This is a genomic window from Arthrobacter sp. JZ12, from assembly GCF_035189165.1.
Taxonomy (GTDB): Bacteria; Actinomycetota; Actinomycetes; order Actinomycetales; family Micrococcaceae; genus Arthrobacter_D.
The window spans coordinates 2,975,180-2,995,757 of sequence record NZ_CP045246.1 but is presented as its reverse complement, the minus strand read 5'-3'; the positions used below and the strand labels follow the sequence as shown (position 1 = coordinate 2,995,757).

At 65.9% G+C, this 20,578-nt stretch carries 18 protein-coding genes; 6 read left to right on the top strand and 12 right to left on the bottom strand.

Going from position 1 to position 20,578, the window contains the following annotated elements:
• Window positions 1–60 precede the first annotated feature (60 nt).
• Window positions 61–951, bottom strand: a complete 891-nt coding sequence (locus GC088_RS13930) for a ribonuclease Z (protein WP_323959590.1) — start codon at window positions 949–951, stop codon at window positions 61–63.
• 123 nt (window positions 952–1,074) lie between these two features.
• Between GC088_RS13930 and GC088_RS13925 the strand changes: the two genes are divergently transcribed.
• Window positions 1,075–1,293, top strand: coding sequence for a hypothetical protein (locus tag GC088_RS13925; protein WP_323959589.1), 219 nt, complete (start codon window positions 1,075–1,077; stop codon window positions 1,291–1,293).
• Between the two features lie 9 nt (window positions 1,294–1,302).
• Here GC088_RS13925 and GC088_RS13920 read toward each other — a convergent pair whose 3' ends face one another.
• The gene (locus GC088_RS13920) at window positions 1,303–2,574 is read right to left on the bottom strand and encodes a multidrug effflux MFS transporter (protein WP_323959588.1); all 1,272 of its coding nucleotides are present in this window, start codon (window positions 2,572–2,574) and stop codon (window positions 1,303–1,305) included.
• A gap of 176 nt (window positions 2,575–2,750) precedes the next feature.
• Window positions 2,751–4,190 carry a lipase maturation factor family protein gene (locus GC088_RS13915; RefSeq protein WP_323959587.1) on the bottom strand — a complete coding sequence of 480 codons (1,440 nt, stop codon included), beginning with the start codon at window positions 4,188–4,190 and terminating at the stop codon, window positions 2,751–2,753.
• Window positions 4,191–4,280: 90 nt separating this feature from the next.
• On the opposite strand from GC088_RS13915, the gene GC088_RS13910 reads away from it, so the two are divergent.
• Both GC088_RS13910 and GC088_RS13905 read left to right on the top strand, forming a co-directional pair.
• On the top strand, window positions 4,281–5,102 hold the full coding sequence (locus tag GC088_RS13910; protein ID WP_323959586.1) for a hypothetical protein: 822 nt from the start codon (window positions 4,281–4,283) through the stop codon (window positions 5,100–5,102).
• A 154-nt stretch (window positions 5,103–5,256) separates the two neighbouring features.
• Window positions 5,257–5,625, top strand: a complete 369-nt coding sequence (locus GC088_RS13905) for a PH domain-containing protein (protein ID WP_323959585.1) — start codon at window positions 5,257–5,259, stop codon at window positions 5,623–5,625.
• Between the two features lie 93 nt (window positions 5,626–5,718).
• On the opposite strand, the gene GC088_RS13900 is transcribed toward GC088_RS13905, so the two are convergent.
• A complete protein-coding gene (locus GC088_RS13900; RefSeq protein ID WP_323959584.1) occupies window positions 5,719–7,395 on the bottom strand; it encodes an alkaline phosphatase D family protein in 1,677 nt (558 codons plus the stop codon).
• 596 nt (window positions 7,396–7,991) lie between these two features.
• On the opposite strand from GC088_RS13900, the gene GC088_RS13895 reads away from it, so the two are divergent.
• Both GC088_RS13895 and GC088_RS13890 read left to right on the top strand, forming a co-directional pair.
• Window positions 7,992–10,859, top strand: coding sequence for an FAD-binding and (Fe-S)-binding domain-containing protein (locus GC088_RS13895; RefSeq protein WP_323959583.1), 2,868 nt, complete (start codon window positions 7,992–7,994; stop codon window positions 10,857–10,859).
• Between the two features lie 75 nt (window positions 10,860–10,934).
• Window positions 10,935–11,138: a hypothetical protein gene (locus GC088_RS13890; protein ID WP_323959582.1), complete on the top strand. Its 204-nt coding sequence runs from the start codon at window positions 10,935–10,937 to the stop codon at window positions 11,136–11,138.
• A 25-nt stretch (window positions 11,139–11,163) separates the two neighbouring features.
• Here the strand turns inward: GC088_RS13890 and GC088_RS13885 are convergent, their stop codons facing one another.
• From GC088_RS13885 to xylA, 5 genes are all read right to left on the bottom strand, one after another.
• Window positions 11,164–11,910, bottom strand: a complete 747-nt coding sequence (locus GC088_RS13885) for a mycothiol-dependent nitroreductase Rv2466c family protein (protein ID WP_323959581.1) — start codon at window positions 11,908–11,910, stop codon at window positions 11,164–11,166.
• Between the two features lie 28 nt (window positions 11,911–11,938).
• Complete coding sequence (locus tag GC088_RS13880; RefSeq protein WP_323959579.1) at window positions 11,939–12,367, bottom strand: VOC family protein; 429 nt, start codon at window positions 12,365–12,367, stop codon at window positions 11,939–11,941.
• A gap of 166 nt (window positions 12,368–12,533) precedes the next feature.
• Window positions 12,534–13,580 carry an LLM class flavin-dependent oxidoreductase gene (locus tag GC088_RS13875; RefSeq protein WP_323959578.1) on the bottom strand — a complete coding sequence of 349 codons (1,047 nt, stop codon included), beginning with the start codon at window positions 13,578–13,580 and terminating at the stop codon, window positions 12,534–12,536.
• A 39-nt stretch (window positions 13,581–13,619) separates the two neighbouring features.
• On the bottom strand, window positions 13,620–15,008 hold the full coding sequence (gene xylB, locus GC088_RS13870; protein ID WP_323959577.1) for a xylulokinase: 1,389 nt from the start codon (window positions 15,006–15,008) through the stop codon (window positions 13,620–13,622).
• Window positions 15,009–15,036: 28 nt separating this feature from the next.
• Window positions 15,037–16,227 (bottom strand): xylose isomerase, encoded by a 1,191-nt coding sequence (gene xylA, locus GC088_RS13865; protein ID WP_323959576.1) that lies wholly within the window; start codon window positions 16,225–16,227, stop codon window positions 15,037–15,039.
• 140 nt (window positions 16,228–16,367) lie between these two features.
• Between xylA and GC088_RS13860 the strand changes: the two genes are divergently transcribed.
• Window positions 16,368–17,543, top strand: coding sequence for an ROK family transcriptional regulator (locus tag GC088_RS13860; RefSeq protein WP_323959575.1), 1,176 nt, complete (start codon window positions 16,368–16,370; stop codon window positions 17,541–17,543).
• Here GC088_RS13860 and GC088_RS13855 read toward each other — a convergent pair.
• The 3 genes from GC088_RS13855 to GC088_RS13845 form a co-directional block, all read right to left on the bottom strand.
• Complete coding sequence (locus GC088_RS13855; RefSeq protein WP_323959574.1) at window positions 17,521–18,381, bottom strand: EamA family transporter; 861 nt, start codon at window positions 18,379–18,381, stop codon at window positions 17,521–17,523. The genes GC088_RS13860 and GC088_RS13855 overlap by 23 nt on opposite strands.
• Window positions 18,382–18,417: 36 nt before the next feature.
• Window positions 18,418–18,789 (bottom strand): Hpt domain-containing protein, encoded by a 372-nt coding sequence (locus GC088_RS13850; RefSeq protein ID WP_323959573.1) that lies wholly within the window; start codon window positions 18,787–18,789, stop codon window positions 18,418–18,420.
• A gap of 151 nt (window positions 18,790–18,940) precedes the next feature.
• Complete coding sequence (locus tag GC088_RS13845; RefSeq protein ID WP_323959572.1) at window positions 18,941–20,575, bottom strand: amidohydrolase; 1,635 nt, start codon at window positions 20,573–20,575, stop codon at window positions 18,941–18,943.
• Window positions 20,576–20,578 lie beyond the last annotated feature (3 nt).

Sequence of the window (20,578 nt, the reverse complement as noted above, 5' to 3'; positions counted from 1 at the left end):
AGAGTCTGGGCTACCGTCCGCGCGGCGTTCATCGGCCTGAACCCGCTCCGGGCCTCACGCTCAGCTAACCCGGCGGCGCTTCGGAAACGGGATCCGGTCCAGGTCGTTCGCCGCGATCACGGTCGTGCCGGGCGCGACGGCGGAGGCCTGCTCCTGCAGCACTCTCACGTCCGGGTAGCGGGACGAGAAGTGGGTGAGCACCAGGGTGCCCACGTTGCCCTTCGCGGCGAGCGCGCCCGCCTGCCCGGCGGTGAGGTGCAGGTACTGGGCGGCTAGGGCGTCGTCGTCGTTGCTGAAGGTGGACTCCGCGACGAGGAGGTCCACGCCGTCGGCAAGCGCGTCAGCGCTGTCGCACTCGGCCGTATCCATGACGAAGGCGAAGCTTTGGCCGGGACGGGGCACGCTCACGTCCTCGAGCGTGATGTCCCCGAGCCTGCCCTCCTGCTGGAGGCGGCCGACGTCGGGCCCTGTGATCCTCGCCTCCGCCAGGCGATCCCGAAGGAGCGTCCGCGACGCCGGCTCGGAGAGCCGGTACCCGAACGCCTCAATCCGGTGGCGCAGCGGCTGCACCTCGAGGCCGTCGGCGATGGCGCCGGCCGAGCCGTGTGGTTCCAGGCGGAGGTCAAGGCCGGGAGTTGCGAGTGAAACCAGGGCACGGACGGCCGAGTCCCCTGACGCGGGATAGTGCAGATGGACGGGGTGGTCCACGCCGTCGAGCACCATACGGGAGAGGACCCCCGGCAGTCCGAAGCAGTGGTCGCCGTGCAGATGGGTCAGGCAGATGCGGGTGATGCTGGAGGCTGAGACACCCGCGAACGTCATTTGCCGCTGCGTGCCCTCGCCCGGATCGAATAGCAACCCCTCACCGTCCCAGCGCAGCAGGTAGCCGTTGTGGTTGCGCGTGCGGGTGGGAACCTGCGAGGCGGTGCCGAGGATCACGAGTTCGCGCATGGGTCCGAGTCTGCCATCAATGTGATCTGCTAGGTGCGGGCGTCCCGAAAGTCTCCGGCCCGCAGAGGTCTGTGAGCGAGTAACGTGGTGCGCGTCAGGCAGCGTCAAACAGGGGAGGACTGCGTGAACAGCGACACGAACGACTTTGAGGACGACGTCAGGGACGGCCTGCACAACGCCCAGGCCCCGATCCCGCGTGACGTCGACCAGGGCAGCGAGGGCAGCGACGAGGCCAGCGGCACCAAGCTGGGTGTCAACGAGGCGGCCGGCCCCGCCGAGGAACAGGATAAAGAGGACGACGACGACCGGGACCTGACCACGGACATCAGCCCCAGCGACTAGGGCTCGCCTCTACGCCTGTGCGGCCGCAGTTTCCTCCGGCGGCGCCTCGAACATTCGCCAGCCTTCCTTGCGGAAGAGCGGTGTTCCCAGCGCCAGCACGACGACGGTGAGCACCACTGCGCCCAGCATCACCATGGACATGGAGACTGAATTCCCGCCGAGGACACCCACCAGCGGGCTCACGATGCCGGCTACCCCGGACTGCAGTGCGCCGATGACGGCCGCCGCAGTCCCGGCCATGTGCCCGTAGGACGCCAAAGCCAGCGTGGAGGAGTTGGGCGGGATCATCGCCTGGGCAAAGAGAACCAGCCAGATTCCGGTGATCAGGCCGAAAACGCCGCCGGCCCCGGTGACGCTCAGGACAACCAGCAGCAGGGCAGCCGCCAGCTGCGCCACTGACGCCACCTTCAGGATCCGGGCAGGTGCAACACGGCGGACCAGCGCCGCGTTCACTTGCGCGGAGAGAACAAGAGCCACTCCGTTCAGTGCGAAGATGAGCGCGAACTGGGCCTCACCCACGCCGTACTCCTCCTGGAACACGAACGGCGAACCCACCACGTAGCTCATGATGACGCCCAGGCCGAGGCCGGGAATCACGGCGAGGGACATGAAGTGAACGTCCTTGAGCAGATGCCAGTAGCCGCCAGCGATATGCCGGACGTGACCCGGACGGCGACGATCGAGGGGCAGCGTCTCGGGCATCCAGCGCCACACGATGAGCACGAGGACGGCTCCGATCAGCGCAAGCGCCCAGAAGACGGCCCGCCACTGCCAGACCCCGGCGATCGCCTGGCCAACCGTTGGAGCGAAGAGCGGCGCCACCCCGATGACCAGCATGAGGCGGGACAGCAACCGGGCGGCGTCGGAGCCTACGAACCGGTCGCGGATGACGGCGATCGCGACCACGGCGGACGCCGCGTTGAAGAAACCCTGCAGGACGCGCAACAGTATGAGCGTCCCGATGTCCGGCGCGATCGAACAGAGAACCGAGACGATCACGTGCAGAGTGATGCCGATGATGAGGGGCAACCGTCTACCGAACCGGTCGGACAGCGGCCCGATGACAAGTTGCCCGACCCCTCCGCCGAGCAGCATGCCGGACAGCGTGAACTGAACGGCGGCCTGGCTTGCCCGCAGGTCCTCAGCGACCGCCGGAAGCGATGGCAGGTACATGTCGGTGGTGATTGCGGGGAGGGCAGCGAGGGCTCCGAGCATCAGGATGTACTTGATGCCGGGAACGTAGCGGGGAGTGGGGGCAGGGTGCATAGGGGTGTCGCGCACCCGCGCAACTCTAGTCCTGTCGGAGGTCCTGCGGGAGGGGTTATTGAAACGTTACGGCGCATTGCGTCGCGGCCGCGGAACATCACCTGAACGGACGATGAGGTTGTGCCGCTGGTCAGTCCCACTCTGTGCCGCTGGTCTGTGCCGCGGTTAGTGCCGCTGGTCAGCGCCGCCGGTTAGTGCCGCTGGTTCGCCCGAAGCGCTACCGGATCCACAATGGTCCACATCTCGTCCCGCATCCACCAGAGCCCGGTGGCCTTTCGTTCGGCGCGGGTCGCGAACCGGTACCGGAACATGCGTGCCCGGACGTACTTCGGCGGCTTGCCGTCGAACGGGTCGTGCCGGATCAGTTTGAGGATCTTTGGATCCGCCTGCAGAAGTTTGATGAGCAGGGGAGTGAACCACCCGCCGTCGGACCCCAAGGCCAGGAACCACATCAGCCAGTCCAGACGGAGGTGGTAGGGGGCATACTGCCGCGGAATGCGGGCGGGGTTGCCCGGCTTTCCCTTGAACTCGTATTCCAGCCAGCGGGAGCCGGGCCCGCCGTCGTCGAGCGTGCCCTCGACTATCACCTCGTTGCGCACTTTGGTGACTGATCCGAAAGCACCGTATGCGTTGACCAGGTGAAAGCGGTTGAAGCTGGCGTTCATCAGTTGCCGCTTGGCGAACAGGTTCAGCAGCGGCTGCCAGCTCAGCCACGCGATGAACGCGGTCAGGAGGACGACGACGGCGCTGAACCAGACCGGCGTCGTACCGTAAGCGGGGGCAACAGTGAAGCCCAGCGCTTCGTAGAAGGAGTCGGGTACCGCGCCGAAGGCGAGCACGATGGTGATCCAGTTGAGCCAGGCGAAGTTCCCGGAGATCACGAGCCAGGCCTGGGTGACGATGATGATCAGCGCCGCAACGCCGGCGATGGGCTGCGGCGCGAACAGGAAGAACGGAACCACCAGCTGGGTGAAGTGGTTGCCGGCCACCTCCATGCGGTGCAGGGGTTTGGGCAGCAGGTGGAAGAAGCGGCTTGCCGGGTTGGGCATCGGCTGGGTCTCGTGGTGGTAGTACAGCGCGGTGAGGTCGCGCCAGGAACGGTCGCCGCGCATCTTGATCATGCCGGCGCCGAACTCGAGGCGGAACACCAGCCACCGGATGATCAGGAGGACAAGGAAAGGGGGAGCCACCTCGTTGGAGCCTAGGAACGCAACGAGGAAACCGGCTTCCAGGAGCAGGCTCTCCCAGCCGAATCCGTAGAAGACCTGCCCGATGTTCACGACCGACAGGTACAGCGCCCAGATGATGAGGAAAGCGAGCATGGGTACCCATGGCGGCCCGGCTTGCGGCAGGCCAACGACCAGGAGCGCAGCGATAGCCGCCCCCACCCAGCAGACGGTCAGGAGTAGGCGGTCGGAGTACCGCCAGCGGAACAGGGTGGGACCCGCCCGCTTGCCTGCGCGCTCAATGAACCGGGGCGCCGGCAGGAGGCCGTTCTCGCCGAGCAGCGCCGGAAACTGGTTGATGGCGGAGATGAAGCCGATCAGGTAGATGGCCGCAACCCCGCGCTGCAGGATCTGTCGCCCGACCTCGTACCCCTCGGCGTCGAGCACGCCGCTCAGCCACTCCATGGTTCAACCATTCTCCCGGCTCGCGGGGCAGTCAAGGGTTACGATTTTCCTGTCGCCGACGGTCGGTCGCGCATTATCTGGGGGATCATCATGAAGGCATCGCTCGTTACTTCCTGCCTGCTCGGAGCGGCTTTGCTGCTGACCGGTTGCAGCGGTTCGGATGAACCTGTTGAGGCAGAGTCCTCTTCGGGTGGGGCAGCGCCGGTCAGCTCTCCGGCCTCCTCGCCGGCCAGCTCGCCCGCCAGCGACAGTACGACGCCGGCACCCAGTGAGAGCGCGACGCCGGCACCCGCCTCCTCCGCCGAGTCGGTTGCCGCTCCCACCAAGGCGGAGCTTGAGGCGCGGATCACGGCGCTGACGGATGCGGTGGGGGAACCGTTTCAGCTCGTTTCTGCGGAGCAGATGGCTGCAGGGCTCGAGATCTCCCAGGCAGCGATGGAAGGTGCCGACGTGCAGCCCGCCGAGTGCAGGGACCAGGCCATCGGGAACCTGGCCGCCACGGGTGACTTCGCCGCAGACGCTGTGACCGGGGTGGGCGCTGCCGACGAGTCGGGCGGCTACCTGACCGTTACCGTGCTGGACGGGTCGACCGAGGAAGCCATCCAGCAGGGATTCGATGTTAACCGCAGCGCGCTCGAGAAGTGCTCCGAGATGACGGCAGTGGTTCAGGGGAACACACTCACCATCAGCACGGAAGAGTTGCCGCAGGACCAGATCGGTGAGGAGACGTTTGCAGCCCAGGCGACACAGACCATGGGATCCACTCCGGTCTTCCACAATCTCGTGGTCACCGCACATGGGAACGGAGTGATCGTCGCAGTGCAAGCCCTGAGCCAGACGGAGCTCGACGGCGCCATGCAGGATCGGTTGGCCGACCTCGCCACGCAACTGCTCGACCCCGCGGTCTCCTAGATCTTTCCCGGCGCGTCGCGATAGCGGTCTTGCCATTCGTTAGCGGTCTGCCCCTAACGGATGGCCAGACTGCTAACGCGCCGCAAAACCGCTATCGCGCGAGACATCTCAAGTCAGTCATTCAAACGAGTAATCAAAATTGAAAGGGAAGCCCATGGAAGCAGTAGCAGCTCTTGCCCAGTGGACGTTCGTGGCAGAGTGCCCCATTCCAGCCGACGTCAGCCAGTTGCTGGTCCCGGGCGAGACCCCGGTTGCCGCCTATAAGACGTTCCGGGATAGCGCCATCTTCACAGACAGGCGAATCATCGTGCGTGATGCCCAAGGTCTCACTGGCAAGAAGGTCGAGGTGTACTCACTTCCCTTCTCGTCAGTGAATATGTGGTCCTCGGAGAATGCCGGAAGATTTGATCTCGACGCCGAACTGGAGCTGTGGACCCGAGCGGGACACATCAAGATCAAGGTTGGCAAGCAGGTTGATATTCGTCGCCTCGACATGCTGATCGCTCATTCCGTGCTTCGATAAGCGCCGTCCATCGCGCGTCGCGATAGCGGTCTGGCCATCCGTTAGCGGTCTGCCCCTAACGGATGGCCAGACTGCTAACGCGCCGCAAAACCGCTATCGCGAGGGAGTCTCGCGGGACTCCGCCGGGCGCGGCGCGATCACGATCGACGTGACCTCCTCCAGTTGGGGAGCGCCGTGGTTCCCTTCACGTACGACGCCGGTATCCCACCTCAGCTTCAGACCCTCCTCGGTTACTTCCAGGCTTGCGAGGTTGTTGTCAAACCACGGCTTCTTCAGCGTCGACCAGTGAAACGGCGTCCGGGGTACGAACCGGGAGAGAAATCCGCCTACCGGCCCGGCAACACGGGTGGACATCACTGCCGCAACCCAGCGCAGGGCGGGCCGCAGCGGATTCCGGATGGGGGAGCAGACGGCCTGCAGCACCCGCGACTGCATAGGTTGGTCCACTTCTTCGATGTAGGAGAAGTGGACATCTCCGGAGAGGAAGGTGACCGTCTCCGGCGCGGCGCCACGCTCACCCTGGGCTACTTCAGTTGCCATGGTGGCGACGGCGCGGAAGCTCGCGGGAAACGCAGCCCAGTGTTCAAGATCGATGGCCTGCCGGATCCGTTCGCCCAAAAGCGCAAGCCGCTCGCCCCACCGTCCATCCGCGAGCACCGCGTTCCAGTCCTCGATGTGGTGCAGCCCCCGCGGAAGGAGGAACGGCAGTGACGTGGCCACGAGGAGGTGGCGCCGTCCGCCCTGCATCCGCTCATCCAGCCACTGCAGTTCCTTGCGGTCGAGCATGGACCGCTGTCCCGGCTCAAGAACCCTCGCCGCCCGCGAGTCCAGGACGATCAGACGGACATCGCCGTAATCGCGGCAGAAGCTCCAGCGGTAGCGCTCTGGATCTTGGTCCGCTTCTTCCACAACGGCTTCCAGGATTGGGGCCAGTTCGAACTCCTCGGGCCCTTCGTGTGAAACCACGGCCTGCCAGATCTCATCAGCGGCCCGATCCTCGGGCGACAGGTTCCCCAGGTGCTGGTACACCCAGTAGGAGGCAAGGCCGGACACGATGCGGTCCCGCCACCAGGGAATGGTCTCGACCTTCCGCTTCCACAGCAGGGAAGAGTTCCAGTCGTCTCGGATGTCGTGATCGTCGAAGATCATTGCGCTGGGCACTGTCGAAAGAAGCCACCGGATTGCGGTTCCGTTCCACGCGATGCGGTAGATCTGCGTGTACTCCTCGTAGTTGCGCAGTTCGGCGTCGAGGCGGGTGCTGATCCCCCGGTCATCGCGGATCAGCTGGAGCATCTCGCTGCTGGGGATGTCGGCGTAGACCTGGTCGCCGAGGAAGGCGATAAGGTCGGGCCGATTTTCCTCGTCCCGTTTGGCAAGATCCAGCGCGAAGGCCAACAGGGAGTCGACGCCGTGCGTCTTGTGGGCCGCCAGATCGTTGACCTCGCTTGTCCTGCAGGACCCGTAGGACATCCGGAACGGCCGGTCAGAGGTAAGAGTCCGAATCGCCGGAGCCGGAAAGGGTGAACCCTCCTCGGGCCACACCTGCTCGCCGTCGATCTCGACTGTGTACGGGAGGGTTGAACCCGGCTCCAGTTGATCGAGTTCGACGAGCGCATAGTGGTGTCCGTGTACCGAGAAGGTGTCGGCCTGCCAGGAGCGGCCGCCGGCGTGCACCACAACCACAGCTCTGGATTGCGTCTCCACCCAAACGCTCGCGGAGGTCTCGTCGACGAATCGCAGCATGGGGCCGAGCACCAGGGAGCTGTCCATATCTCTTTTCTACCCGTGGGTCGGGCGGTAGCGCCATTGGCAGGGGGCGGGTGAGGGCGCGTTGCCGCCGTCGTTATCCATCGCCGGGGTTGAAAGGTAGCACGGGATGGCCGTAAAGTGCAGGTAAATGAATTACGTTCATTTAGTGACCCACAACATCCCCCGGCTTCCGGATATGACGGTGCAGTCATCCGGATCCCCAACATCCGAGGCAAGGCAATGACACTGACTCTTTTGAGGCCGCGCACCACGCGAACCCTCCCGACCTTCCTGGGCGGCACAATTCCCGAGGACTCATGCGCGCCGCGCTGTGAATACTGCTCCGGCCCGGAGACTGACTAGCCGTGGTGACCTTGAGCGAAACAAGACGACGGGCAGTCCGTAAGGAGCGGCTCGAAGCCTCCACCGGAACCCACTGCCCAAGCAGCGGGTTCTGGCTGGCCGCAGGCGCAGATAACTCCCTGCGCTACATCAGTCAGGGAACGCTGATGCCTTCCTGGAACGGCGTTCCGGTGACTTGGACCAGGAGCGAGTCCGAAAAGTAAGTCGAGTGATTCCCGAGCCGGACTGCGGCCCGGGACGGTAGCGTGTTGCTCATGGCAACGACGCTCACGGAACCCCGGTCCCTTGTCTCCGAACTGCAGTCCCGCGGAGTCGCGGACGCTCGGGTTGATGCCACTTCCCGCGCCATCTACTCGAGCGATGCCTCGCTCTACCGGATCCAGCCGACCGCCGTGGTCTTCCCCCGGCACATCGACGAAGTCCTTGCCACGCTCGAGGTCTGCCGGGAGCGCGGCATCCCGTTCACCTCGCGTGGGGCAGGCACGTCGATCGCCGGCAATGCGATCGGCCCCGGCGTGGTGATCGACTTCAGCCGCCACCTCACCCGCGTTCTGGATTTCGACGCCGGAAGCCGCACCGCCGTCGTCGAACCCGGTGCAGTCCATGCAGCACTACAACAGGTTGCGCTCGCCAACGGATTGCGGTTTGGCCCCGACCCCTCGACGCACAACCGCTGCACTGTCGGCGGAATGATCGGCAACAATGCGTGCGGTTCCCGTGCGCTCGCGTATGGGCGGACCTCAGATAACGTCACCGGCCTGGATATCGTTACCGGCTCAGGAACAAGGCTGAAGCTGGGAGCCGGGGACACGCCGTCGTCACCGGAGACGGACGCGCTGCGCTCCCTGGTCGCAGCCAACCTCAGAACCATTCGCACCGAACTCGGCCGGTTCGGCCGCCAGGTGTCCGGCTACTCACTGGAACACCTGCTGCCGGAGAACGGATTCGATCTGCGTCGGATGCTGGTCGGCACCGAGGGGACGCTCGCCGTCGTGCTTGAAGCCGGCGTCCGGCTGGTCAAGGACGCGCCGCACAAAACGATGGTGGTCCTCGGCTTCGCGAACATCGGTGACGCGGGCGACGCCGTTACCTCTGTCCTGCCCTTCAAGCCGACCGCGTGTGAAGGCCTTGACTCCCGCATCGTCGAGGTCGTGCGCTCGAGGAAAGGCCCGCAGTCGGTGCCCGAGCTGCCCGGCGGGGCGGCCTGGCTGTTTGTCGAAATCTCAGGCGACGACGCCGGTGAGGTCGCCGACCGTGCCGCCCGCCTCAGCCGAATTGAAGCCGCCCGCCACGCGCGAGTCATCACCAGTCCCGACCAGGCCGCCGCGCTCTGGCGCATCCGCGAGGACGGCGGCGGGCTTGCCGGCCGCTCACCGGCAGGGGCGCCCGCCCACGCCGGCTGGGAAGACGCCGCGGTTCCCCCGGAGCGGCTCGGCGACTATCTGCGCGAGTTCGATGAGCTGTTGCTGACACACAACCTCACCGGCTTCCCGTTCGGTCACTTCGGTGACGGTTGCGTACACGTCCGCCTGGATTTCCCATTCCAGCGCGACGACGGCGCCGCCGCCTTCCGTTCTTTCCTTACCGATGCCGCACGGCTGGTGGCGTCCTACGGAGGGTCGCTGTCCGGCGAGCACGGCGACGGGCGCGCCCGCAGCGAACTGTTGCCGTACATGTACTCGCCCGAGGCCCTCTCGCTGTTCGGTCAGGTGAAGGGGATCTTCGACCCGCATAACATTCTGAACCCCGGTGTCCTCATCGACCCTGAGCCCCTCGACGCTCACCTGCGCGTGGCCGAAGCCGGCCCGCTGCGTACCGGTCTGGCTTTCGGCTACGAGCACGACGACGGCGACTTCAGCCAGGCGGTCCACCGCTGTACCGGGGTGGGACAGTGCCGCGCAGCGCATCGGGACAACAGGACGGTGATGTGCCCCTCCTACATTGCGACCCTCGAGGAGAAGGACTCCACCCGCGGCCGGGCGCGTGCGCTGCAGGAGATGATCAACGGCAGCGTTACGGGGGGAGCGCGCCGAAGTGAACCCAACTGGCGCGCGCAGGAAGTGCACGAGGCACTGGACCTGTGCCTCTCCTGCAAGGGGTGCGCTTCGGACTGCCCGACGGGGATCGACATGGCAACCTACAAGTCGGAGGTGCTGCACCAGAGCTACAAGGGGCGGATCCGGCCTGCGTCGCACTACTCCCTGGGGTGGCTGCCCAAATGGGCGTCAATGGCCTCCGTGGCACCAGGCGTGGTCAACGCGCTGACTCGCCTGCCCGGACTGGGGAAGCTGGGCCTGCGGGCGGCGGGCGTTGACCCGCGCCGCAAGATCCCCGCCTTCGCCCCGCACACCTTCCACAAATGGTTCGACGGCCGACCGTCCGCAACATCCGCGGGGGAACGCCCGCCCTCGGAGGGCAAGCACGGGAAGGTGCTCCTCTGGGCCGACTCCTTCACCAACTACTTCACTCCAGAGGTCGGCAAGGCCGCGGTGCGCGTCCTTGAGGATGCCGGGTACAGCGTCGTCGTACCGGAAAAGCCCGTGTGCTGCGGCCTTACGTGGATTTCAACCGGTCAGCTCGATACGGCACGGAAGAAACTCCGGGAATCGGTTCAGATACTGCAGGAGTACGTTGACCAGGGCATACCCGTTGTCGGCCTCGAGCCGTCCTGCACAGGTGTGGTCCGCTCCGATGCCGTTGAACTGCTCAGCCGAGCTGAAGCAGGGGGTGTCGCGGGCGGAACCTTCACACTGGCCGAGCTGTTGGCCAGAACCCCGGGATACACGCCGCCGTCGCTCGAGGGCACGACAGTGGTGGCGCAGCCGCACTGCCACCACCACGCGGTGATGGGCTGGAGTCCGGACGCGGCACTCCTGGCGAGCGCCGGGGCGACTCTGCAGAAACTCGGAGGCTGCTGCGGGCTGGCCGGCAATTTCGGTGTTGAGCGGGGCCACTATGAGGTTTCCGTCGCGGTGGCCGAGCAGCAGCTGCTGCCGGCGGTCCGCGCGGCGGCGGATGACGACGTCGTGCTGGCCGACGGTTACTCGTGCCGGACCCAGCTTGAGGACCTCAGTGAACGGAGAGGAATCCACCTCGCGCAGCTGCTGGCTGGCCGGCTATAGGCGCTGCTGCACCCTTGATGGTGTGTGCGTACAGGCCTACCGTTGAACCACAGTCCGATCCGTCAGGGGTACAACATGGCAGAGCTTCGCATCGAACAGTGGTGGGTCTTGCTGGATACCACCGACAAGGAATGGTTCCGGGAAAACCTCCGGGCAGAGCTGGTCGATCCTGATGCAGCCTCGGCCGTTCGTGAAGCCGGCGGACCGGATCTCTCCGGGACCACTTTGTCTTCGCGGGACTGGGACTTCATCGAGATCCAGTCGGAGTTTGTGGACTGAACCTTCGCACGCAGTGCGACCGGCGCTACTTCTTCTGCCGGCGGCTCCCGCCATGCCAGTCTTCCTCCACGCCGGGCTCGGCGTCAGGAACACCGAAACTTGCCAGCTGCGGACGCTCACGCAGGCTCCGCTTCAGCTCAGCGAATCCGGGAAATTGAGCCAGCCCCACCACGTGATCCCACAGTTGGGCGGCCTCGCTGCGTGAGGGCAACCTACTGATCACCGGTCCGAAGAACGCCACGCCCTCCGGCGGCTGGAAGTGGATGATCGGAGTGCCGACATCCTTGCCGGTACGCGAAAGCGCTTCATCGGTTTCGGCCTGGATGGCGACATCGAAAGAGGCGTCGTCAAGCGCATCCGCCAGCGACAACGGCAGACCCGCCTCCTCAAGGATCGGCTCAAGGAACTCACGGGTACCGTGGTGTCCCGTGGCGCCGGACTGGGATGCATCCTCCCGCACTGTATCGAAGATGTGGGCGCCAAGCCGCGCGTAAAGCGCGCCGACGGCGTCGGGCCCGTGCTCCTGCCGCGTGCGGGCCGCAACGCGCAGCAGGCGCAATCCTGCGGTATGCCCTGCCTCGTACCCTTCGGGGAAATGAGAGTCATAGTCGATCGACGCGTTGAGCAGGCGCAGCGAGATGAACCGCCACTCGACCGAGTAATCCCGCTCCTCCATCACCAGTCGGATCCATTTGCTGGTCATCCAGGCGAAGGGGCAGACGGGATCGAAGTAGAAACGGATGTCCGCGTTCCAGGCGGTATCAGCGATCATCTGGCCACTATAGGCGTATAGGGGAGGTCTATCCGAGGTGGACCGCGCCGTCGTCGTCGACCTGCCAGCCAGGATTGTGGGCGACTTCCCAGATGACCCCGTTGGGGTCCTGCACGTGCGCGTGGAAGATGCCGCCGAAGCGGCTCTCCTGCGGTTCCTTGAGTACGACGGCGCCTGCCGCCCGCAGTGCCTCCACAGACTTCCGCACGTCCTCAGGGCTTGCAACGTTATGGGACAGTGTGACGCCGGAGACCGGTGGAGGCACTTCCCGCCCGAGGTCCTCTGCGAATTTCCCGGCGTCGAACAACCCAAGGAGCAGCCCAGGGGCGACCTGGTAGAAGAGGATTTCACCGGGAACGTCGAGTGCCGCCTCCCAGTCGAGGCCGTCCCGATAGAAGGTACGCGCGGCGTCGAGATCTGCGGTAGCGAGCGTGATGAAATGCAGCTGCTGGTCCATGACCGGAGCCTAGACGGTTCAGCGCGGGCGGACCAGGTACCGCTCGCGACCATCCGCACCCCGATCAGCGGCGTCTTGCCGAGGAAAACCGCTGGTACTTGATGCGCTGTTCCTCCGCAGCCAGGGCGCGGAGTTGTTCCTCAATTCCAGCGCCGAGGTCACGGGTTCACTCGACCGAAGCATGCGGGGACGCGGAAGCTGGTTCCCACCCGATCGCCGGGGCCACGTGCTCGGCGATGTTGCCGAGCAGCTTGGCGTTGTAGTCGACTCCCAGTTGGTTAGGGACGGTGACCAGGAGGGTGTCCGCGGCGCGCACGGCCTCGTCACGGGCCAGTTCCTCGGCGATGCGGTCGGGCTCGCCGATGTAACTCTTGCCAAAACGGGACATGGCGCCGTCGAGCACGCCCACCTGGTCCCGCGTCTCACGGAGTGCGCTGAGCGCGAAGTACTGGCGGTCTTCGTCGTCGGCAATCGGAATGACGCTGCGGCTCACCGACACCCGCGGTTCGAAGTCATGACCTGCTTCGGTCCACGTGTCGCGGAACATGCGGATCTGCTCGGCCTGCAGTTGATCGAAGGGAACGCCGGTGTCTTCTGTGAGCAGGGTTGAACTCATCAGGTTCATGCCCTGCTCGGCAGCCCAGACCGCCGTCTTCCGTGTCCCTGCGCCCCACCAGATGCGCCGTTCCAAGCCCGGGGAGTGCGGCTGGATGGGCAGCAAACCGGCACCTTGCCGCGGATCGGCCTGGGCGATCCCCGCTCCGGTGATTGCGTAACGGAAGACCTCTGTATGCCGACGTGCCATATCGGCGGGCTCTTCGCCGTCGGCCGGTACGTAGCCGAAGTTGGCAGCTCCGTTGAGGGCCGGCTCGGGGGATCCCCGGCTGATGCCCAGCTGCAGCCTGCCGCCGCTGATCAGGTCCGTCTCCGCTGCTTCCTCAGCCATGTACAGCGGATTCTCGTAGCGCATGTCGATTACGCCCGTGCCGATTTCGATGCGCGAAGTCCGCGCAGCAACCGCGGCCAGAAGGGGGAAGGGCGCGGCCTGCTGCCGGGCGAAGTGGTGCACGCGGAAGAAGGCACCGTTGATGCCCAGTTCCTCGGCCGCCTCAGCGAGTTCGATGCCCTGCAGCAGGGACTCGCGGGCGGTGCGGGTACGCGAGCCGTCCACGGGTGACCAGTGGCCGAAGGAGAGGAATCCTATTCGCTTCATATCCGCGACAACCACGGACGACGGCGGCGCATTCCACCGCTACCGGTTCAAGGCAATCGAGCGGTAGCGCTCCAACACCTCCGGCGTCGGTGCTGCTTCAACGTGCTCGACGTCGTTGGTCTGCCAGGTAGGCAGCGCGCCGGTGAGGGCCCCGGCCGCCTGGCGGGCAGCGCCGTCGGCCACGTACTCTCCCGGGCTGGGAACCACGACCGGCAGGCCGAAGATGCCCGCCACTGACTGCCGTAGTGCCTCGGACCGCGCGCCGCCGCCCACCAGGATGAGGCGCTGCGGCTTCACCCCGGTGTCCGTGAGGGCCTTCAGCCCGTCCGCGAGCGAGCAGGCGATGCCCTCGATCGCTGCGCGGGCGAGGTTCTCAGGCGTGTAGTTGGTGAGGGTCAGGCCGTGCAACGACCCGGTGGCATCCGGCAGGTTCGGCGTGCGTTCCCCCGAGAAGTAGGGGATCAGGGTGAGGCCCTCGGCCCCGGCGGGAGCCTTGAGGGCCAGCCGCGAGAACTCCTCGTGATCCACGCCGAGCAGCCGGGCAGTCGCGTCGAGCACCAGCGTGGCGTTGAGGGTGCACACCAGCGGCAGATAGTTGCCCGTCGCGTCGGCGAACCCGGCCACCAAACCGGTCGGGTCCGACGTCGGCCGGTCGGACACCGCGAACACGGTGCCCGACGTGCCCACCGAGACGACGACGTCGCCCTCCACCGCGCCGACGCCCAGAGCGGCGCCGGCATTGTCACCGCAGCCCGCGGCGATGACCAGTCCGTCCGGCGCCTTGCGGGAGCCGGACGGATCGAGCACCTCCGGAAGGATGGGCGCCTGGCCGAGAGTGGCCTCGAGGACTTCGGCGAGGTACCCGTCGGAGGCGGACCAGTAGCCGGTGCCGGAAGCATCGGACCGGTCAGTCGCCAGGGCTGCCAGCCCCTCCAGCCCGGATCCCGGCCCGTGTCCGGCGAGGCGCCAGCTCAGCCAGTCGTGCGGAAGGCAGACGGCGGCGGTGCGGGCAGCGTTCTCCGGCTCGTGTTCAGCCAGCCAACGCAGCTTGGTGGCGGTGAGCGAGGCCACCGGCACCGTTCCCGTGGCCTCCGCCCACCACTGGGCGCCCCGCTCCGCCGTCAGTGTCGCTGCCGCCTCCGCCGAGCGCGTGTCATTCCACAGCAGGGCGGGGCGGACCACCTCGCCCGTGCTATCCAGACACACCATCCCGTGCTGCTGGCCGCCGACCGAGACGGCGGCGACGTCGTCGAACCCGCCTGCCGCCTCGATCGCCTCCTGCAGGGCAGACCACCAGGCATCCGGGTGTACCTCGGTGCCGGCAGGATGCCTGGCCGAACCGCTACGTACAAGTTCGCCGGTGTCGGCGTCCCGGATGACCACCTTGCAGGACTGAGTGGAGCTGTCCACTCCCGCGACCAGTGCCATGACTTTCCTTCCGATTGTGGGTGCGCGCTTAGGAACGTGCGCCGAGCAGGTGCTCCATAGCCAACTGGTTCAGGCGGATGAACGCGAAGGAGCGCTCCGAAGCCTTGACGGCGTCGAAATCCTCGAAGGATGCGCGGTCGGCGAGCAGGTCCGCGGTGCTTTCGCCCGCTGCAAGCGTGGGCTCTGCCAGTTCGACGACGCCAGCCGTCTGCAGCGCTTCCTGTACTTCCGGATCGGCGCGGAAGGCAAGGGCCCGCTCCTTGAGAAGGAGGTACATGGCCATGTTGGCGCGTGCGGACTCCCAAACGCCGTCGTAGCCGTCGGTGCGGGAGGCCTTGTAGTCGAAGTGGCGGGGACCTTCGTAGCGCGGACCGCCGTTGGGGAAGCCGTTCTCGAGGAGGTCAACCGTGAAGAAGGCGCTGGAGAGGTCGCCGTGGCCGAAGACGAGGTCCTGGTCGTACTTGATGCCCTTCTGCCCGTTGAGGTCGATGTGGAAGAGCTTGCCCGCCCAAAGCGCCTGCGCAATGCCGTGGGTGAAGTTCAGGCCCGCCATCTGCTCATGGCCGGTTTCAGGGTTCAGGCCCACGATGTCGCCGTGCTCCAGCTCGGAGATGAAGGCCAGGGCATGTCCGACGGTGGGCAGGAAGATGTCGCCGCGCGGTTCGTTCGGCTTGGGCTCCAGAGCGATGCGCAGCCCGTAGCCCTTCTCCTTGATGTAGCCGGCTACCGTGTCCACGCCCTCCCTCATGCGGTCGAAGGCTGCGGCGAAGTCCTTGGAGCCGTCGTACTCGGCTCCTTCTCGGCCGCCCCACATCACGAAGGTCTCGGCACCCAGCTCGGCGGCGAGATCAACGTTGGTGAGCACCTTGCGCAGGGCGAAGCGACGGATGGACCGGTCATTGCTCGTGAAGCCGCCGTCCTTGAACACCGGGTGGCTGAACAGGTTGGTAGTGACCATCGGAACCTTGAGGCCGGTCTCATCGAGTGCGCCCTTGAAGCTGGCTAGGATGCTCTCGCGCTCCTGAGCAGTGGCGCCGAAGGGGACCAGGTCGTTGTCGTGGAAGGTGATGCCGTAGGCGCCGAGCTGAGAGAGACGGTGAACGGCCTCGACGGGATCCAGCGGAGCGCGGGTCTCGGTTCCGAATGGGTCGGCGCCGGTCCATCCGACGGTCCAGAGCCCGAAGGTGAAACGGTCAGCGGGTGTGGGCTGGGGGGTCATGCGTACTCTCCGATGAGTTGAAGTAATAAGTTCGTGACTAAAACATATAGCCCTGCTGGTGGAACCGTCAATGGTCGATAAGGTCAGGTTTCGTTCATCCAGTGCTAAGTTTGCGTTCAGTACAAAAGGAGGAGTGGGGCATGGTTGAGCGGAGTGGGACGGAGGAACTGCGCCGTCGAAATCTCGCCGCGGTTCTGGGCGCGGCGCACCGGCACGGACCGCTGACCAGGGCTGCGCTGACCTCCCGCTCGGGATTGACCAGGTCTACAATCGGCGCGCTGGTCGGGGAACTGGCCGGACTCGACTTGGTGTACGAGACGGACTCGGGTGCCGCGCGCGTTGGCAGGCCGAGCCCCCTGGTTCACGCCAACGAGCGCGTTGTTGCCCTCGCTGTCAATCCCGACGTGGACGCCGTGACGGTCGGGATCGTGGGGCTCGGAGGGAAAGTGCACCGTCGCATCCGCTACCAGACACAGGCGATTCCGTCGCTCACCGAAGCAGTCAATATTACCCGGGCCGTAGTGGAAGGCCTATCCGTCGAGTTGGCAGGTTTCGACCACATCGCCGGCGCCGGCCTGGCAATCCCGGGCCTGGTCAATGCAGCCAGCGGCCAGGTGCGCCTTGCGCCGCATCTTGGCTGGTCCGACGTCGACGTCGTCGAGCCTTTCCAGCGTGCCCTGGACCTGCCGACAGTAGCCGCGAACGACGCAACGTTAGGCACCCAGGCGGAGAGCATTTTCGGTGCCGCGGCCGGGTACGACCATGCGTTGTATCTCAACGGCAGTGCGTCCGGAATTGGTGGTGGCGCCATAGTGAACGGAATGCCTCTCACGGGAGCGTCCGGATATGCCGGTGAATTCGGGCATATGGTCATCCGTCCGGACGGAACCCCGTGCCACTGCGGACGGCGTGGTTGCCTCGAGACCGAGGTCAATCTTGAGCGCTTGCTCGGAGTCCTGAACCTCGAGCAGGCCGACGCCGACCAGCTCGAGGAGGCATTGAGCTCGGACGGGTCACTTCCTGCCGCTCGGGAAGTGCGCCGCCAGACTGACATGCTCTCGATCGCGCTCAGCAACCTCGTCAACGCATTCAACCCGCAGGCCATTGTGCTGGGCGGGTTCCTTGGCGTTCTGCTGGCCGCAGGTGGTAACCGGCTCGCGGAAGCTGTCCGGAGGGAACCCGTGGGCGGGCTGGGTTCGGAGGTTCGGGTGGAGCGGGCGGCGCTCGGGAGCGAACTCCTGCTGGTGGGCGCTGCAGAGGCGGTGTTCGCGGAACTCCTCGCCGAGCCACGGGTCATCCGCCGCGCGAGCGCCTGAGTCGTACGCCGACCGTAACGCCGACGGAAGCCACCGTCACGAGCGCCAGGGCCACCAGTTCACGTGCGCCAAGTGTCTGCCCGAGAACCAGCAAACCGGCCACGGCGGCCATGGCCGGGCCCAAGGCCGACAGCACCCCGAAGACCCGGGTGGACAGCCGTCGGAGGGCAAGCATCTCCAGGGCATAGGGGAGTGCGCTCGACAGTAGGGCAACCGCGACAAAGACGGGCAGGACCAGAGGGGAGCCCAGCACTCCGCCGGCTGCTGCCGTCGTGCCGAACGGCAACGCGAGGACCGCGCCGATCGCCATGGACACCGCCAGGCCGCCAACACCGGGAACCAGCTTCCCTACACGGGCGCTCGCAAGGATGTAAAGCACCCAGAACGCGCCGGCACCGAGCGCGAAGAGTATGCCGGGCAGGGGGAGGTCGCCGCCGCCGTCGGCCCCGAGAAGAAGGACCCCCGCGAACGCCAACAGCGCCCACAACGCGTCGGCGAGGCGGCGGGTCTGCACTAGCGCCAACAACAGGGGGCCGGTGAATTCGAGGGTGACGGCCACGCCGATCGGGATGATCCCGATGGCCAGGTAGATCAGGCTGTTCATTCCGGCAAGCGCCACGCCCAGCACCGCGGCGGCCGCCCACTGTTCGCGCTTCCAGGATCCGACCCGCGGGCGCACAGCGGCCAGGAGAATGAGCGCGCCGAAAAACAGGCGCAGGAGCACGGCGCCGGTGGGGCCGACGGCGTCGAACTGGGTGCGCGCAAGCGCGGCCCCGAATTGGACGGAGAGCACAGCCGTGATCATCAGGGCGGGGGCCGGGACGGAGACTTGAGGCACGCATACATTCTGTCGGACCGCATACCCGCTACAGGATCACCACTCGGAGTTGATGTACTTCGTGGTGAGCTTGGTGATGGTTGCGGCACCGCAGTCCTTGACCTGGGGAAGCGCGTGGGCCACGGCATCCAGGTTGCCGCGTTTCAGGTTCGACTCCAGGTCGCCAGCCAACTCGGCCAGCCTCGAGGCGCCAACCATTGACGAGGAAATCCGCACGCTGCGAATCGCCTCGTGTGTTGCGTTCGTGTCCCGGGAACGCACTGCTTCAACCAGGCGGAGGTACCGCTCGTCCCAGAAATCCACGAAGTCCTGCACAAAAGTGTGCGCAGGGCCCGGATCTCCGAACTCGTCTTCGAGTTGGTGCAGCACCTTCAGGTTCACAAGGGGCGGACGCTTGTGTTTGGACATGGCGCTCAGGCTACGGATCCGAGCATGGGAAAAGACGGGGGCCAAATTCGACGTCACCCCACGTCTCATTCCGTAGTCAACCTGCATCGAGCGGGCGCTTATAACCACCTCGCCTCCGGCGAAAGGTTATAAGCGCCCGCCCGATTGGTCTTTAGGCAGTTGCGTGGGCGGGTGCGGACGCGCGGAAGCGAACGACGCCGTCGGCCACCACGAGCGCGGGCTGGTTGGTAAGGAGGCCCTCCGGGTCCTCATTTAGGGGGTTCGTCTCGAGAACCACGAAGTCGGCCAGGTAACCTGCCGCGATACAGCCTGCCTGGTGCTCGGCCCGGCAGGAGTAGGCGGCGTCCCGCGTGGCATGCTGCAGGGCGTCTTCGAGCGGCAGGGCATACTCGGGCAGGTTTGCGGGCAGCGTCGGATCGAGGGCCGACTTGCGGGTGGACGCGATGTACATGTTGGGCAGTGGATAGTGCGGCGCGGTGGGGGCATCGGTGCTCAGAGCCAGTGTTGCGCCCGCGTCGGTGAACTCGGTCCACGGGAAGCCACGGTTGATCCGGTCATCGCCGAGCATGGCGCGCCAGTTTTCCTGAATCGCCGGGTCTGCGTGGACCGGCTGCATGGAAGCGACAACACCCAACCGGGCCAGCCGCTTCACGTTCTCCACCGTCACGGTCTCGAGGTGTTCGATGCGGTGGCGCCGATCCCGTTCGCCGTTGCGGCGGAACGCCTCCTCCAGTGCGTCAAGGCCAATATCCGAGGCCTCGTCCCCGATGGCATGGATCGCGATCTGCAGCCCGGCGGCGTCCGCTGCGGCCACCACCGGAGTGAGGGCCTCACGGTCCCAGATCGGCTGCCCCACGGTGCCGTCGAAATACGGCTCCTTCATGGCCGCAGTGCAGCTGTCGATCACGCCGTCGAGTACCAGCTTGATGCCTACCATCTGTAGTGAAGGGGTATTCACCCGCTTCGCAAGGTCGGCCGCGTGGGCAACCTGGCGGAGGTTCTCTGCCGTGTTGCCCCGGTTGTGCACGAACCAGTGGCCCTTGATGCGCAGCGGCAGGTTTCCGTCATACCGTTCCAGTGCCCGCTGGAACGCCGCCAGGTCGTCGTCACCGACCGCCATGTCGACGGCGCTCGTGACCCCGCAAGCGAGGTAGTGGCTGAAGACGCTCTCCAGCCATGAATCACGGTCGGCGTCGGTCGCCTGCCGTGCGAGTGCGGGCCACACAATCTGTTGCGCGGCCGTCTCCAGCAGCAGCCCTGTTGGCTCGCCGTCGGGATCGCGGGCGATGGTGCCGCCAAGTGGATCCTCTGTCTCCGCGGTGACGCCCAGCTCCTCAAGGGCTGCGGTGTTCACCCACACCGAGTGCAGGTCGTTGGCGTCCAGGTAGACCGGGACGTCCGGCACTGCGGCGTCGAGCATCTGCCGGGTCGGCTGCCGCCCGTTCAGCGCGCTGTAGAGCCAGCTGCTTCCTAGTATCCTGGGCGCGTCCGGCTTCGCCTCCCGTTCTGCCCGCAGCGCAGCCTGGATGTCTTCGAGGGATGCCGCCTCGCGGAGTTGTACCTTTTGCAGCGACTGGCCCAGCATCAGCAGATGTGAGTGGGCGTCGATGAAGCCGGGGAGGACAAAGCGTCCCTCAAGCTTCACCTCGGTCACATCCTGAGCTGAGGTAACCTCCCCTGTCCGGACTTCATGGATGCGGTTTCCCTCAACCGTGAAGGAACCCTGCACCACACCCTCGGGCGTGAGTATCAAGGCGTTGGTGTAGAGAGTGCGGTTTGTAGGCACGTC